Source organism: Pseudomonas fluvialis, from assembly GCF_002234375.1.
Taxonomy (GTDB): Bacteria; Pseudomonadota; Gammaproteobacteria; order Pseudomonadales; family Pseudomonadaceae; genus Aquipseudomonas; species Aquipseudomonas fluvialis.
In genome coordinates this window covers 181,657-196,549 of the sequence record NZ_NMQV01000002.1, presented here as the reverse complement: position 1 = coordinate 196,549, position 14,893 = coordinate 181,657, and the positions used below count along the sequence as shown (strand labels likewise).

Annotated in this window: 13 protein-coding genes; 7 read left to right on the top strand and 6 right to left on the bottom strand. The window is 63.2% G+C overall.

Annotation, left to right across the window (positions count from 1 at the left end):
* From CFY91_RS01595 to pilG, 6 genes are all read right to left on the bottom strand, one after another.
* A partial coding sequence (locus tag CFY91_RS01595) for an Hpt domain-containing protein (RefSeq protein WP_207759379.1) occupies positions 1 to 4,288 on the bottom strand: 4,288 nt, incomplete at its 3' end.
* 27 nt (positions 4,289 to 4,315) lie between these two features.
* Positions 4,316 to 5,176, bottom strand: a complete 861-nt coding sequence (locus tag CFY91_RS01590) for a protein-glutamate O-methyltransferase (protein WP_093984592.1) — start codon at positions 5,174 to 5,176, stop codon at positions 4,316 to 4,318.
* A 71-nt stretch (positions 5,177 to 5,247) separates the two neighbouring features.
* On the bottom strand, positions 5,248 to 7,296 hold the full coding sequence (locus CFY91_RS01585; RefSeq protein WP_093984575.1) for a methyl-accepting chemotaxis protein: 2,049 nt from the start codon (positions 7,294 to 7,296) through the stop codon (positions 5,248 to 5,250).
* Between the two features lie 146 nt (positions 7,297 to 7,442).
* Positions 7,443 to 7,979 carry a chemotaxis protein CheW gene (locus CFY91_RS01580; RefSeq protein ID WP_093984574.1) on the bottom strand — a complete coding sequence of 179 codons (537 nt, stop codon included), beginning with the start codon at positions 7,977 to 7,979 and terminating at the stop codon, positions 7,443 to 7,445.
* A gap of 52 nt (positions 7,980 to 8,031) precedes the next feature.
* On the bottom strand, positions 8,032 to 8,397 hold the full coding sequence (pilH, locus tag CFY91_RS01575; RefSeq protein ID WP_093984573.1) for a twitching motility response regulator PilH: 366 nt from the start codon (positions 8,395 to 8,397) through the stop codon (positions 8,032 to 8,034).
* A gap of 46 nt (positions 8,398 to 8,443) precedes the next feature.
* Positions 8,444 to 8,851 (bottom strand): twitching motility response regulator PilG, encoded by a 408-nt coding sequence (gene pilG / locus CFY91_RS01570; RefSeq protein ID WP_093984572.1) that lies wholly within the window; start codon positions 8,849 to 8,851, stop codon positions 8,444 to 8,446.
* A gap of 237 nt (positions 8,852 to 9,088) precedes the next feature.
* On the opposite strand from pilG, the gene gshB reads away from it, so the two are divergent.
* The 7 genes from gshB to CFY91_RS01535 all read left to right on the top strand — a co-directional run bounded on the left by gshB (position 9,089) and on the right by CFY91_RS01535 (position 14,866).
* Complete coding sequence (gene gshB, locus CFY91_RS01565) at positions 9,089 to 10,042, top strand: glutathione synthase (RefSeq protein ID WP_093984571.1); 954 nt, start codon at positions 9,089 to 9,091, stop codon at positions 10,040 to 10,042.
* A gap of 86 nt (positions 10,043 to 10,128) precedes the next feature.
* Positions 10,129 to 11,016: an energy transducer TonB gene (locus CFY91_RS01560; protein ID WP_093984570.1), complete on the top strand. Its 888-nt coding sequence runs from the start codon at positions 10,129 to 10,131 to the stop codon at positions 11,014 to 11,016.
* Between the two features lie 44 nt (positions 11,017 to 11,060).
* Positions 11,061 to 11,627, top strand: coding sequence for a YqgE/AlgH family protein (locus CFY91_RS01555; protein WP_093984569.1), 567 nt, complete (start codon positions 11,061 to 11,063; stop codon positions 11,625 to 11,627).
* The gene (gene ruvX, locus CFY91_RS01550) at positions 11,624 to 12,049 is read left to right on the top strand and encodes a Holliday junction resolvase RuvX (protein WP_093984568.1); all 426 of its coding nucleotides are present in this window, start codon (positions 11,624 to 11,626) and stop codon (positions 12,047 to 12,049) included. The genes CFY91_RS01555 and ruvX overlap by 4 nt, the downstream gene beginning before the upstream one ends.
* Before the next feature lie 17 nt (positions 12,050 to 12,066).
* Positions 12,067 to 12,588: a bifunctional pyr operon transcriptional regulator/uracil phosphoribosyltransferase PyrR gene (gene pyrR / locus CFY91_RS01545; RefSeq protein ID WP_093984567.1), complete on the top strand. Its 522-nt coding sequence runs from the start codon at positions 12,067 to 12,069 to the stop codon at positions 12,586 to 12,588.
* Positions 12,585 to 13,595, top strand: a complete 1,011-nt coding sequence (locus CFY91_RS01540; protein ID WP_093984566.1) for an aspartate carbamoyltransferase catalytic subunit — start codon at positions 12,585 to 12,587, stop codon at positions 13,593 to 13,595. Before pyrR ends, CFY91_RS01540 begins: the two co-directional genes overlap by 4 nt.
* Entirely contained in the window at positions 13,595 to 14,866 is a 1,272-nt protein-coding gene (locus CFY91_RS01535; protein ID WP_093984565.1) for a dihydroorotase, read from the top strand. The genes CFY91_RS01540 and CFY91_RS01535 overlap by 1 nt, the downstream gene beginning before the upstream one ends.
* The last annotated feature ends 27 nt before the right edge of the window (positions 14,867 to 14,893 follow it).

Here is a 14,893-nt window from a genome sequence, read left to right as displayed (position 1 = left end):
TGCCCTCAGCCGGAGCCTCGACGGCAAGGGGCAGGGAAGCTTCGGCTTCGGCTTCGGCTTCGGCTTCGGCTTCGGCTTCGGCTTCGGCTTCGGCTTCGGCTTCGGCTTCGGCTTCGGCTTCGGCTTCGGCGCTCAGGGTGGCGCTAGGCAGCGCGCCGGGCAAGCCCGCGGCACCGGCCTGGCGATAGGCCTGGATGGCCGCCAGTAAATCATCGGCCTGAGCAATCGCCTGGCCGCCCTGCAACTGCTCCAGCTGGCTGGCCAGCTTGTCATGACAGCGTTGCAGCAAATCCGCCAGGGCATCGCAGTGGCTGTAGCGACGGTCGACCAAGCCTTCGTAAAGCGTTTCCAGCTCATGGGCCAGATCGCCAATCGGGCGAATCTCGGCCATACGCGCCCCCCCCTTGAGGGTGTGCAGGTCACGCTGCAGGGCTGACAGCGGGGTGGCATTGCTCGGCTCGCCCAGCCAGCGCTCCAACGCGGCGGCAGCACTATCGAGAATATCGACCGCTTCCTCGAGGAAGATCTCGACCATTTCCGCGTCCAGCTCGTCCAGACCATACGCCGCAACCGCAGGCTGCTCGGCGGGGGTCACAACGGCGGGGGGCGCCTCGTCAAACGTAGGCTCGGCGACTGACTCCGGTTCGGCATCGACCAGCACTTCCTCAACCTGCATGCCCTGGCTGGCCTCGGCCAGTTGCGCCAGGGTGGCCGGGTCAAACGCGCTGGCCAACAGGTCGGCCAGTGCTGCCAGCACCTCTGGCTGCTCGGTCACCTGCAGGCCGGCCGCCACCTGATCCATCATGCCGATCAACGCTTCATGGGCGTGTTCGGCCTCGGCAAAGAAGCGCTCGCTGACCGCCAGACGACCGTCTTCCACAGCCGCGTACAGTTCCAGCAAGGCATGGCTGAGTTGCTGGATGGGGGTCAACTCGGCCAGCTCGGCACCGCGCTCCAGCGTTTGCAGTTCGGCTTGCAGGTCACCCAGTTCCTGACGCTCGCTGGGATGCTCGCGCCAGCGACGCAGCAGATCCTCGGCGTCCAGCAGGATATCCATGCCCTCGGCGAGGAAGATGGCAATCATCTGCGGATCGCGCTGTTCTTCGCTGGCCACACCGTCGCGGGCACTGCTGGCCTGAGCCAGGCGCTCCTGGTGCAGGCGGGCGATGCGCTCCAGCAACTCGGCACTGCCTGGCAGGGCTGCCAGCGGGTGACTGTCCAACTGCTCCAGGCCGGCCTGCATCAGCTGCTCGGCGGCATGCAGCAATTCAGCTTCGCTCATGTCCAGCTGAATCAGGTTGGCCTTGAACTCCTTGACCATCTTCTCCAACGGGGCGGCAATCTCGGCAATCGGCAGGATGCCGGCCATGAAGGCACTGCCCTTGAGCGTATGCAGGGCGCGCTGCAGGTCATCGGTAACCGGCTGCGGCAGTTCCTGGGCACAATCGGCCAGGAAAGCCACCAGGGTTTCCAGATGGGTGAGCGCCTCATTGCGGAAAATATCCAGCAGCAACGGGTCCAGTTCTGCTTCAGCGGCGCTCTGCGTATCGCTCTGCGCCGTGTTGTCAGCGGCAACCTCAGGCAAGCCGCCCACAAGCACAGCGTCTTGCTCGTCAGCCTGATCCGGCACAGGCCCCTGCGGTGGTGTTTCGCCACGCGCCAGCGCATGGGCGGTAGCTGCCAGGAGGTCGACATCATCACGCTGGCGTTGTGCCTTGGCGGCAAATTCATCGGCCAGTGCCGGGAGCAGAGCCACTACATCCGCGACCACCTGCTGTACCGCCGGTTCGGCCTGAATGCTGCGGTCGAGAACACGATTGAGCATGTTCTCGATCGCCCAGGAGAGCTCGCCAATGATCAGCGCACGCACCATGCGCCCGCTGCCCTTGAGGGTGTGGAACGCGCGACGCAGCTCGGTCAGCGCTTCGCGATCATCGGTATTGGCACGCCATTGCGGCAAGTAGGTATGGATGGTCTCCAATACCTCGGCAGCTTCCTCGATGAAGACTTCCAGCAACTCCTCGTCCACCGGCTCTTCATCAGCGGGCGGCGGCAGCAGGCTGGGAGGCACATCCTGGGCCGGTGGATTGATCGCCTGAACCGGCGCAGCCATCACATCGGCGATCGACAACTCGCTCGCCGCACAAGACGGCTCGACGGCGGGTGTCTCGGGCAGAGCGGGCAGCTCGACTTCCGGCAACTGCAATTCGGCGATGCTGGCCTCATCCCAGGCCAAGGGCTCGGTCTGTTCTTCGGCCAGTAGTGTCACAGCATTCGTCGGCAGCTCGACCACGTCTTGCTGCCAAGCATCCAGAGGCTCAAGCACAGGCTCAGTATGCGACGGGGTGTTCGACCATGCGTTGTCCCAATGCTCCGCCGGTTCGGCCGGCTGCTCGGCAACCGCTTGCTCGGGCGGGCTCGCCAATGGCGCGTCAGGCTGGTGATCAGGCTGTTCCAACTCGCTCGCCCAGGTCGACCCATGCGTGGGCAGGGGCTCGTCGGCCTGCGCGTCCAGCACTTCGATTTCGTCAAGCGGGTCAGCCAGGGGTTCCGGGGTTGCGTCCGTGGCCTCGGCACTGTCCCAGTCGAGGATCGAGCGCTGCGGCTTGATCGGGTAGCCGAGACTATCGAGACTCTCCTCTGCCACATCGAGAATCAGATCGCCCTGGCTGGCATGATCTTCGGCCAGGCGCTCCAGGTAGTACTCGACACTGGTGATGGCGTCTGCCAGGGTATCCAGATGCTGCCAGTTGGGTACGGCCTTGCGGGCCAGCAGCTGTTCGTCGATGTAGGCACGTGCGGCCTCCAGCAGAGCAGCGGCACGCGGCAGGGGAATCATCGCCAAGCCACCCCGTACCTGGGTCAGCAGCTGCGGTGCACGCGCCAGGTGTTCGTGGTTCCACTGCGAGGCAATGAACTCGATGATGGCGTCCTTGGCCTGCTCCAGGCCATTGCGCGCTTCCTTGATCACCACCTGATGAATCTGTCCGACATCGGTGGTCGGCAGCTGGCTCTGTTCGTCGCGTGCGCCTTCCACCGGGCCAGCCATGCCTGCCAGGGTGGCTTCGACATACAGCAGGGCGCCGGCCACATCCATCAGCAGCGCGTCGCTCGGCTCACGCTGGCCGCTGGCCAGCGCGCGAACCACATCCAGCTGATCAACGATGACTTTGCGCGGCTGGCCAAAGCCCAATACCGCCAGGGTATCGGCAATCTGCTTGAGGGGCGCATACAGGGCGTCGAGATCGGCCAGATTCTTGCGATCACTGCGCACGAACAGGTCGAGGCTGTCTTTGACGCGCACCAGCTCCTCGCACAGTGCGGTGACCACCGAGCGCATGGCATCACGGTCAGGGCCTGCCAGGCGGGCACGCTCTTCGTCAACCAGGTCGTTGCCCGGCAAGGCCTCGTCAAGACGGTAGCGATTCTTCAGCGCGACAATGCGTGGCGAGCTGGCAGTGGACTTGGCGATATAGAACAGCAGGTTTTTCACCAGCTCGCCGGGAGCCGGCTGGTTGAGTCCAGGTACACCCTGCTCGACCAGGCGCTTGAGCTCCTTGTCGATCTGCCGCAACAGGGTCCGGACCGAAGCACCGTGGCTGACGCTGCCGTTGGCCAGGCCTTCGATCAGGCCGGAAGCAATCTGCCAGAGTTCTTGCAGCGGGGCATCCTGGCTAAGGCTTTCCAGGCGGGCAAAGACCCTCGCCATATAGCCCAGGTTGGTCGGTAACTCCTGATTACGAATCACCCCCACCAGCGCCTGCTGCTGCATCTGCCGCAACTTGCGCAACAATTGCGGCAGCTCGGCTGTTTGCCGCCTAGCTAGCTGCTCGGCAGGCAGCAATGCCTGGCCCGCCCCCAGTTCAGGGCTGAACAGGCTGGTTTCGGAGAGCAGCTTCTCGCCGCGCGCCGCACGCAGGTCGTTCAGCAACGGCAGCAGCACCAACGGCAGGTCGCGGCGGGCGGTCTGGATACGATCGAGGTAGTTGGGCAACTGCAGGATGGCCTGCATCATCACTTCAAGTGCTTCAGCCTGATTGCTGACCCGTCCTTCGGCCAGCGCCAGGGCAAGCTGCTCCATTTCCTCGGCCAGCAGGGCTGCACCGAAAAACTCGACCATCTGCAGGGTGCCGTGCACCTGATGCACATACGTCAGGCAGAAGCGCAGGCGCGTCGTGTCCTGCGGATTCTCGACAAACGCTTCCAGCGCCTGGCGGGCCTGTTTCAGGGTTTCCGCGATCTCGCCCTTGACCCATTCCAGGGCGACATAATCGTGCCGATCACCCATAGCGACTCCACTGCTCATAAGCCTGAATTACCCCTTCCGGGTAAACGCCAACACCTGTTCGTCAGCCACCGGTTGCAGATCCGGATGCTGCCAGTCGCTCATCTCGCCCACGCCAATCACCAGCAAGCCCCCAGGCACCAGGCGCTCGGCCAGGCGGTTGAGGATTTCGCGGCGACGCCAGCGACGAAAGTAGATCAACAGGTTTTGGCAAAAAATGACGTCCATGCCGGTCATCGGCGCCTTGGCCAACTCCAGCACATTCAGCCGCGCACAACAGACTCGCGCGACCAGTTGCGGCAATACCTTGTAGCGTCCATCGGGCAACGCCTGGAAATAACGCTCCAGCCATTGCGGTTCCAGCTGTTCCAGGCGACGTGCCGGGTATTCGGCACTACGCGCCTTGTTCAGCGCATTCAGGCTGATATCGGTGGCCGTGACGCCAAACGCATCCGCGGTCTGCGTATCACGCAGCACCTCAGCCGCGACCACCGCCAGCGAATAGGCTTCTTCACCGGTCGAGCAACCCAGACTCCACAACGCCAGCGGACGCTGTAGACCGGCCTGCACGCGCTCCTGCAGATAGCGCTGGAGCAGAGCAAAGGACGGAGGGTGACGAAAGAAACGGGTTTCCTGGATGGTCAGCCGATCCATCAGCAACGACCACTCGACCGCACCACGCGGCCCATCGAGAACCTGGCGCAGGTAGCTGGCATAGTCGGTCATGCCCAGCTCACGCATGCGCATGCCCAGATTGGCCTGCAGGAAGGACCGTCGCTGTTCGTTGATCACCAGGCCGGTACGCTCTTCCAGCACCCGACACCAGTCACGAAAGTCCTGCGCAGACAGCTCGACCAGCGGTTGCAAGGTCCACACGCCCTCTGCCTGCATGCTCTGCCCTTCGCTCATGGCTGCCACCTGGCGGTCCATGCGGCGCCCAGCAGGCGCCGCGCCTCAGTTGCTTAGGCCTTTTCCGCCGAGTCCGGCAGAGTAAAGCCGGATACCGACTTGCGCATCTCACTGGCCATCTTGGCCAGGTTACCAATGCTGCGCGCCGTCGCCGTGGTACCCGCGGAGGTCTGCGAGGTAATCTCCTGGATCACGTTCATGGTGTTGGAGATGTGACCCGCCGAAGAGGCCTGCTGGCGTGCAGCGTTGGAGATGTTCTGAATCAACGCCGCGAGGGTCTTGGATACCTTCTCGATCTCTTCCAGGGCCACCCCGGCGTCTTGCGCCAGACGGGCACCACGTACCACCTCGGAGGTGGTCTGTTCCATGGAGATAACCGCTTCGTTGGTATCGGTCTGAATGGTCTTAACCAGTGCCTCGATCTGCTTGGTCGCCGCCGAGGAACGCTCTGCGAGGCGCTGTACTTCATCCGCTACCACGGCGAAGCCACGACCCGCATCACCGGCCATGGAGGCCTGGATCGCCGCATTCAGTGCGAGGATGTTGGTTTGGTCGGCAATGTCGTTAATCAGGCTAACGATGTCACCGATCTCCTGGGACGACTCACCGAGGCGCTTGATCCGCTTCGAGGTATCCTGGATCTGCTCACGGATGTTATCCATGCCGGTGATGGTGTTGTGCACCACCTCGTTACCTTTGTTGGCGATGGCTACCGAACGCTCCGCTACCGCGGTGGATTCGGCGGCGTTGGCCGATACCTGGTCAATCGACACGGCCATTTCGTTGATTGCCGCGGAAGCCCCGGCAATTTCCTGCGCCTGATGCTCGGAAGCCTCGGCCAGATGCATCGCCGTGGCCTGGGTTTCCTGGGCGGCGGCAGCCACCTGTACAGCAGTCTGGTTAATGGTCACTACCAGATCGCGCAGCTGGTCAATGGAGTAGTTGATGGAGTCAGCGATGGCACCCGTGAAGTCTTCGGTCACCGTCGCCGCCACTGTCAGGTCACCGTCCGCCAGGTCGGCGATCTCGTCGAGCAGACGGAGAATCGCGTTCTGGTTACGTTCGTTCTTCTCGGCGGTCTCGGCCAGGCGCTGGCGGGTGCTCTGAACCATGACCAGACCGATCAGAATGATCGAAGCCAATGCCAGAATGCCCAGCACATAACCGGCCAGGGTATTGAAATGACGCCCGGTAGCCAGCTCTTCGAAGCCGCTGGCCAGCAAAGACGCCTGGTCAAGCAGGGTCTGCGAACCGGTAAAGATGATGTTCGCCGATTCACGAACCTGGAACAGTTCCGGCGAGGTTTCGAGAATCTCGTCTACCGAACCGGAAACGAATTCGAACAGTTCGGAAATTTCCGCCAGGCGCTCCGCCGCATCGGTATCCGTCACCTGGGTGATCTGCATGGCCTCGTTGCCTTCGAGCATGCCGGCCAGTACGCGACCAAACAGACTGGCATCACGACCGAACATATCAGCGGCCTGTACCGAGTCTTCGTCACCCACCAACACCTTGTTCACCGAACCCAGAATACGTTCAGCCAGCAAGGTCTGACGCTGCGCCACGGCTACCTGATCGGCCGGCGAGGCACTATCCAACAGGGTGGTCACCACCTCGTCATACTCAACCTGCAGCTGCGGAATGGTCTCGGCCAGGGTCGCGGCTACCTGGTGCAGCGACAGTACGGTCTGCTCACTGGCCAGGATGGCGTCAGCACTCTGCCGCAGATTGTCCCAGTCCTTCTGTACCAGGCCCATTTGCTCGCGGACGGCATCCGGCGCCGGCGGCAGGCCGCTTTCCTCATCACCACGCAGGAGAATATTCCAACGTTTCTCGAAGTCGTTACGCGCCTCTTTGAGCAGCGGGAAGGCCTCGCTCTTGCCGGCCGCCGCTTCCGTGGCGTTCTTGGCGATACGCTGCGACAGTACGCGCAGTTCGCCGGCATGGCTGATGTATTCCTTGTCGTAGTTCGACTGGGTGTTGAGGTATGCGAAGTTCGCGAACAGCAACACGATAGAGACCACCAGGACCACGAAGAGTCCGGTGATCAGCGCACTGCTGCGAATACCCGAAAGGAGATTGCCTGCGTTGATTTTCTTCATTATCTGGCCCCCGCCTGGACCTACCACCGATCGTTTCCTGTAACGCTTAAAAGCCGGTTACCCGGCTCATCCGTACCACGCGAGCCTTGCGACCCGATCTTGCCTTGCTCCACGCGAACCAAGACGCACCGCCCAGCAGGCAGTCGTCATACAGCAACGTCGAGAAATTCCTGATTCTGTGCCAGCGCGTAGGGGCTGAATACCAGCCACGGCTGTTCGCGCTGAAAGACACCGTGAATGAATGCCTGGATATTGGCTTCCAGCGGCGGCAAATGCTCGCTGAAGGCATCCACCGGGAAGTGCTGCATACCGAACACTTCGTCGACGGTCAGACCGGCGAAAATTTCCTGGTGATCGACCACCAGGACACGCCGTTGCTTGCGCCGATTGCTCAACTCATGACCGAAGAAGCCGCACAGATCCATTACCGGCAGCAAGCGACCACGCACGTTGGCCACGCCACGCACCCAGCTCTTGACCCCAGGCAGCAAGGTAAAGCGCGGCTCATGCAGCACTTCGGCCACTTCACCCATGGGCGCGACGAACAGACGACCGCCCATGCGAAAACCGATGCCGCTCCAGGTCTGCACCGCCTCCTGCTGGGCAGGAAGACCGGCTGCCAGGGCACGGCACGACTGATCGATCTGTTGCAGACGCTGGAATGGAGAGGTTTGTTCAGCCATGCAAGCTGGCGCCTTCTTGTTCTTCTGGAAAAATGAAGCAGGAAGGCAGCTATTAGCCAGCCAGCACCGCATTCAGCGTCTTGAGCAGGGTAGCCTCGTCAACCGGCTTGGTCAGGTAGTCACGCGCCCCCTGGCGCTTGCCCCAGACCTTGTCGGTTTCCTGATCCTTGGTCGTAACGATGACCACCGGAATGTGACTGGTCTCCGCATCCTTGGTCAGTTGACGGGTGGCCTGGAAGCCGTTCAAGCCCGGCATCACGATATCCATCAACACCGCATCGGGCTTTTCCTGGCGAGCCAGGGCTACACCATCGGCGCCGTTTTCAGCTTTCAATACCTGATGGCCGTGCTTTTCCAGCATGGCTGTCAGCTTGTACATCTCGGTGGGCGAATCATCAACAATCAGAATACGAGCCATGGTTGTTCCCATACGAATAAGGCATCACCGGCCGATCGGCCGGACTTCAGGAAGCTTGTTCCACTGGAGTGAAATCAGGGACGTGGGCCTTGATGGCGCCAAGCAGCTCTTCCTTGCTGAAGGGCTTGGTCAGGTACTGGTCGGAACCAACGATGCGCCCCTTGGCCTTGTCGAACAGACCATCCTTGGAGGACAGCATGATCACCGGGGTAGATTTGAACGCACTGTTGTTCTTGATCAGCGCACAGGTCTGATAGCCATCCAGTCGCGGCATCATGATATCAACAAAGATGATGCTGGGATGGGTATCGGCGATCTTGGCCAACGCATCGAAACCATCGACGGCCGTGACCACGTCACAACCGACTTTCTTAAGCAGTGTTTCCGCCGTCCGACGAATCGTCTTCGAATCGTCGATCACCATTACCCTCAAGCCTTCGGAATGCTGTTCCATGTTCGCCCTACCATCCGCCTCGGTGAGTCGTTATATGCGTTATATCAGTGCGCTGAAGGCCCTGCCACCGATGGGCTGCGACCCAATCGTGCGGTCTTTTTAGCACAGTCTCCTGAACCATTCCACAAACCGCCCTATCGCCAGCCGTGCCGGCTGCCTGACGGCGTTTCAGCTTGAACCCTGGCCAGCATCCCCGCTATCGTGCGGCACCCGCCGCCTGCCAGGAGAATACCGCCCATGACCGTTCGTCTCGGCATCATCATGGACCCCATTGCCAGCATCAATTTCAAGAAGGACAGCTCGCTGGCCATGCTTCTTGCCGCCCAGGCACGTGGTTGGCAACTTTTCTATATGGAGCAGCGTGACCTTTATCAGCTCGCTGGCGAGGCACGCGCCCGCATGCAGCCACTGCAGGTGTTCAACAATGCCGACGGCTGGTTCACCCTTGGCGAGGAACTAGACCAGCCACTGGCCGAACTACAGGTCATCCTGATGCGCAAGGATCCGCCGTTCGACAACGAGTTCATCTATTCGACTTACCTGCTGGAGCAGGCCGAACGCGCCGGCACCCTGGTGGTCAATCGCCCGCAGAGCCTGCGTGACTGCAACGAGAAATTCTTTGCCACGGCATTCAGCGCCTACACTCCTGACACTTTGGTCAGCCGTCGCCCGGACATTTTGCGGCAATTCGCCGAGGCACAGCGTGACATCATTCTCAAACCCCTGGACGGAATGGGCGGCGCGTCGATCTTCCGCCACCGCGCCGGAGACCCCAATCTGTCGGTCATTCTGGAAACCCTGACGGCTCACGGCAGCCAGCAGATCATGGCGCAGCGTTACCTGCCGGCGATTGTCGATGGCGATAAGCGCATCCTGATGATCGATGGCGAGCCGGTACCCTATTGCCTGGCGCGCATCCCTGCACAGGGCGAGACCCGCGGCAACCTGGCCGCTGGCGGCCGCGGCGAGGCGCGCCCACTCACCCCCCGCGACCACGAGATCGCCGCCGCAGTCGGCCCTGAGCTGCGCCGCCGCGGCCTTCTGTTTGTCGGCCTCGACGTGATTGGCGAGCACCTGACCGAGATCAACGTCACCAGCCCGACCTGCATACGCGAGATTGATGCCGCGTTTGATACGCGCATCGGCAAGCGCCTGATGCAAGTGATTGCCGAAAAACTCGCCACACGTTAGGCAGAACCGCCAAGCGTGGCCTGCTTCATGGACTTTTATCGCAACGCTGGGCAGACTGCCGGGCATCTTGCCGGCTTGCGACACCCATGAAAGCAACCCCTTCCGTGCCTCCCTCCTCCAGCGCCCGCCCAGCTGACCGCCTGGGCTTTACCCTGCTGATCGCCGCCGTACTGCACTTGGCACTGATCATCGGCGTGGGCTTTGAAATGCCCAAGCCCAGCCAGATCAGCAAGAGCCTGGAAGTCACCCTGGCTACCTTCCAGAGCGAACAGGCGCCGAAGGATGCTGACTTCATTGCTCAGCACAATCAGGAAGGCAGTGGCAGCCTGGAGCACAAGGCCGCCCCGAAAACCACCGAGCAAGCGCCCCTGCAGGACAGCGAAATCCGCAAGGTCACCCCCCCCAGCGCGCCGCCACCCAGCCCGCAGGTCGAAACGCGCAAGCAGGTACTCGCTACCCAGGCACCGCAAGTACAGAAAGTGCAGGTCAAGCCCGAGAAGACTCCACCGCAACCGCCCAGCCCGCCGGCACCGATCTTCGACAGCAGCCAGCTGTCGATGGAAATTGCCAGCCTCGAGGCGCAACTGAGCATGGAGCGCGAACTGTATGCCAAGCGCCCGAAGATCCATCGCCTGAATGCCGCGTCCACGCTGCGCGACAAGGGCGCCTGGTACAAGGAAGAGTGGCGCAAGAAGATCGAGCGCATCGGCAATCTCAACTATCCCGACGAAGCACGCCGGCAGCGCATCTATGGCTCGCTGCGCCTGCTGGTGACCATCAATCGCGACGGCACCCTGTACGAAGTACAGGTATTGGAGTCCTCCGGGCATAGTGTGCTCGACCAGGCCGCCATGCGCATCGTACGCCTGGCCGCACCCTACGCCCCGTTCAGTGGTGACCTGGCGGAATTCGACCGCCTGGAAATCATCCGCACCTGGCGCTTCGAGCGGGGTGACCGCCTCTCCAGCCAGTAGCCGCAGCCCTTGAAGCTTGGCCGCGCCGCCGCCACACTAGCGCCATGAACAGCGCACCGATCTGCCTCAAGCACCACTTCCTGATTGCCATGCCGCATATGGCCGATGGCAATTTTGCGCAAACCGTCACTTATCTGGTCGACCACGGCGAGCAGGGTGCCATGGGCCTGGTCATCAACCGTCCCAGTGGCCTCAGCCTGGCCGACATCCTCGAACAACTGCGCCCGGAAACCCCGCCCGCAGCACGCTGCCATGGCATGCCGGTATACAGCGGCGGCCCGGTGCAGACCGAGCGGGGTTTCGTACTGCACCCGACAGGCCCTTCATTCCAGGCCAGCGTGGTGCTGGGCGACGTCACCCTGAGCACCTCGCAGGATGTTCTGCTGTCGATTGCCGACGGCCAGGGCCCGGCACAACACCTGATCGCCCTCGGCTATGCCGGCTGGGACGCCGGACAGCTGGAAGCCGAGCTGGCCGATAACGCCTGGCTGACCTGCCCCGCCAGCCTGGATATTCTTTTCGACCTGCCCGCCGACTTGCGCCTGGACGCCGCTGCCGCGCGCCTGGGCGTCAACCTCAGCCTGCTCACCGCGCAGGCCGGACACGCATGAGCAACCTGCGCCTGCTCCTCGGTTTCGACTACGGTACCCGGCAAATTGGCGTAGCCGTCGGCCAGATGATTACCGGCCAGGCTCGCGAACTCTGCGTGCTCAAGGCACAAAACGGCGTACCCGACTGGCAGCAGATCGAAGCCCTGCTCAAGGAGTGGCAGCCCGACGCCCTGGTCGTCGGCCTGCCGCTGAACATGGACGGCTCGCCCAGCGAAATGAGCGAGCGCGCCGAAAAATTCGCCCGGCGCCTGCACGGCCGCTATCAACTGCCCGTACACACCCACGACGAGCGCCTGACCACCTACGAAGCCAAGGGCCAGCGCCTGGCCCAGGGACAACGCGGCGGTTACCGCGAACGCCCGGTGGATGCGATTGCCGCCGCCCTGCTCTTGCAGGGCTGGCTTGAACAGCACGGCGCCTAGACGCCAGAGGAGAGCCCATGCACCTGCCCAACCCCAGCCAGCTCCTGCCGCAGATGGCTGCGGCACTGCGCCTGCACCTGCAGCAACGCGGCATCGACCAGGCCCGCTTCATCGGCATCCATACCGGCGGCGTCTGGGTCGCCCAGGCCCTGCTGGCCGAGCTAGGCCTCAGCCAGCCGCTGGGCACGCTGGACGTATCGTTCTACCGCGACGACTTCACCCAGCACGGCCTGCACCCGCAAGTACGCCCCTCGGCCCTGCCCTTCGACATCGAGGGCCAGCACCTGGTACTGATTGATGACGTACTGATGAGCGGGCGCACCGTGCGCGCCGCCCTCAACGAACTGTTCGACTACGGCCGCCCGGCCAGCGTCAGCCTGGTCTGCCTGCTCGACCTCAACGCCCATGAGCTGCCAATCCGCCCGGACGTGGTCGGCGCCAGCCTGTCCCTGGCGGCCAATCAACGGGTAAAATTGTCCGGCCCCACGCCCCTGAGCCTTGAGCTGCAAACCCTCGCCGACCGAGAACTCCCGCAATGACTCCGATTGACGCCAAGCGCCCGCTGCAGCTCAACGAAAACGGCCAGCTGCGCCACTTTCTCAGCCTCGACGGCCTGCCGCGCGAGCTGCTCACCGAACTACTGGATACCGCTGACTCCTTCCTTGAGGTGGGCGCCCGCGCCGTGAAGAAGGTTCCACTGCTGCGTGGCAAGACGGTATGCAACGTGTTCTTCGAGAACTCCACACGCACCCGCACCACCTTCGAACTGGCCGCGCAGCGCCTGTCCGCCGACGTGATCAGCCTTAATGTGTCGACCAGCTCGACCAGCAAGGGCGAAACGCTCTTCGACACCCTGCGCAACCTGGAGGCCATGGCCGCCGACATGTTCGTGGTACGCCATGCCGACTCCGGCGCCGCGCACTTCATCGCCGAGCACGTCTGCCCGCAGGTAGCCATCATCAATGCCGGCGACGGCCGCCATGCCCACCCCACCCAGGGCATGCTCGACATGCTGACCATTCGCCGACACAAGGGCAGCTTCGAAAACCTCTCGGTCGCCATCGTCGGCGATATCCTGCACTCGCGCGTGGCACGCTCCAACATGCTGGCCCTACGCACCCTGGGCTGCCCGGACATCCGCGTCATCGCCCCGCAAACCCTGCTGCCGGTCGGCCTCGAGCAGTATGGCGTGCGTGTATTCACCAGCCTCAGCGAAGGCCTGCGCGATGTCGACGTGGTGATCATGCTGCGCCTGCAGAAGGAGCGCATGCAGGGCGGCCTGTTGCCCAGCGAAGGCGAGTTCTTCCGCCTCTACGGCCTGACCGAACAGCGCCTGGCCCTGGCCAAGCCCGATGCCCTGGTCATGCACCCAGGGCCGATCAACCGCGGCGTGGAAATCGAGTCGGCGGTAGCCGATGGCCCGCAGTCGGTGATCCTCAACCAGGTGACCTACGGGATTGCCGTGCGCATGGCGGTACTGTCGATGTGCATGAGCGGCCAGGCCGCCCAGCGCCAACTCAACCAGGACGCCGGAGAGCACAACTGATGTCGATGCAAATTAGTGGAGCGCGCCTGCTCGACCCGGCCAGCGGCCTTGACCAGAACGCCGACTTGTTCATCGATGGCGGCAAGGTCGTCGCCATCGGCCAGGCCCCGCTCGGCTTCAATCCCCGCCAACTGATCGATGCCAGCGGACTGATTGCCGCTCCCGGGCTGGTCGACCTGTCCGTAGCCCTGCGCGAGCCCGGCTATGGCCGCAAGGGCAGCATCGCCAGCGAAACCCTGGCCGCTGCCGCAGGCGGGGTAACCAGCCTGTGCTGCCCACCGCAGACCCGTCCGGTACTGGACACCCCGGCCGTGGCCGAGCTGATCCTCGACCGCGCTCAGCAGGCCGGCCATGCCAAGGTATTTCCCATTGGCGCCCTGAGCAAAGGCCTGGCCGGCGAGCAACTGGCCGAACTGGTCGCGCTGCGCGATGCCGGCTGCGTAGCCTTCGGTGACGGCCTGTACAGCTTCCAGAACAGTCGCACCCTGCGTCGCGCGCTGGAATACGCAGCCACCTTCGACCTCACCGTGGTTTTCCACGCCCAGGATCACGATCTGGCCGAAGGCGGCCTGGCCCACGAAGGCGCCACCGCCAGCTTCCTCGGCTTGCCGGGCATTCCGGAGAGCGCCGAAACCGTGGCCCTGGCCCGCCAGTTGCTGCTGGTCGAACAGAGCGGTGTGCGCGCGCATTTCAGCTGCATCAGCAGTGCACGTGGCGCGGAAATGATCGCCCAGGCCCAGGCTCGTGGCCTGCCGGTGAGCGCCGACGTGGCGCTGTACCAACTGATTCTCACCGACGAAGCGCTAGCCGACTTCTCCAGCCTGTACCACGTACAGCCGCCGCTACGCAGCCGGCGTGACCGCGAAGGCCTGCGCGAGGCGGTCAGGCAGGGGGTGATCGGCAGCATTGCCAGCCATCACCAGCCGCACGAACACGATGCCAAGCTGGCCCCCTTTGGCGCCACCGAGCCAGGCATCAGCAGTGTCGAACTGCTTCTGCCACTGGCCCTGACCCTGGTGCAGGACGGCCTGCTCGACCTGCCCAGCCTGCTCAGCCGCCTCACCTGTGGCCCAGCCCAGGCCCTGCGCCTGCCCGCCGGCCGTCTGGCCGTAGGGGCTCCGGCAGATATCCTGCTGTTTGCCGAGCAGGCCAGCACCCTGGCTGGTGAGCAATGGTTTTCCAAGGGCCAGAACTGCCCATTCCTTGGTCACTGCCTGCCGGGCCGGGTGCGCTACACCCTGCTCGACGGACGCATTAGCTACCAGGCCTAAGCATTAAAAAACCCCGGCCTGCGAGGG

Coding starts and splice junctions, on each gene's coding strand:
- pyrR (WP_093984567.1), top strand. CDS start 12,067: ATGCACCTGCCCAACCCCAGCCAGCTCCTGCCGCAGATGGCTGCGGCA.
- CFY91_RS01540 (WP_093984566.1), top strand. CDS start 12,585: ATGACTCCGATTGACGCCAAGCGCCCGCTGCAGCTCAACGAAAACGGC.
- CFY91_RS01580 (WP_093984574.1), bottom strand. CDS start 7,979: ATGGCTGAACAAACCTCTCCATTCCAGCGTCTGCAACAGATCGATCAG.
- CFY91_RS01560 (WP_093984570.1), top strand. CDS start 10,129: ATGAAAGCAACCCCTTCCGTGCCTCCCTCCTCCAGCGCCCGCCCAGCT.
- pilG (WP_093984572.1), bottom strand. CDS start 8,851: ATGGAACAGCATTCCGAAGGCTTGAGGGTAATGGTGATCGACGATTCG.
- CFY91_RS01555 (WP_093984569.1), top strand. CDS start 11,061: ATGAACAGCGCACCGATCTGCCTCAAGCACCACTTCCTGATTGCCATG.
- gshB (WP_093984571.1), top strand. CDS start 9,089: ATGACCGTTCGTCTCGGCATCATCATGGACCCCATTGCCAGCATCAAT.
- CFY91_RS01590 (WP_093984592.1), bottom strand. CDS start 5,176: ATGCAGGCAGAGGGCGTGTGGACCTTGCAACCGCTGGTCGAGCTGTCT.
- pilH (WP_093984573.1), bottom strand. CDS start 8,397: ATGGCTCGTATTCTGATTGTTGATGATTCGCCCACCGAGATGTACAAG.
- CFY91_RS01585 (WP_093984575.1), bottom strand. CDS start 7,296: ATGAAGAAAATCAACGCAGGCAATCTCCTTTCGGGTATTCGCAGCAGT.
- CFY91_RS01535 (WP_093984565.1), top strand. CDS start 13,595: ATGTCGATGCAAATTAGTGGAGCGCGCCTGCTCGACCCGGCCAGCGGC.
- ruvX (WP_093984568.1), top strand. CDS start 11,624: ATGAGCAACCTGCGCCTGCTCCTCGGTTTCGACTACGGTACCCGGCAA.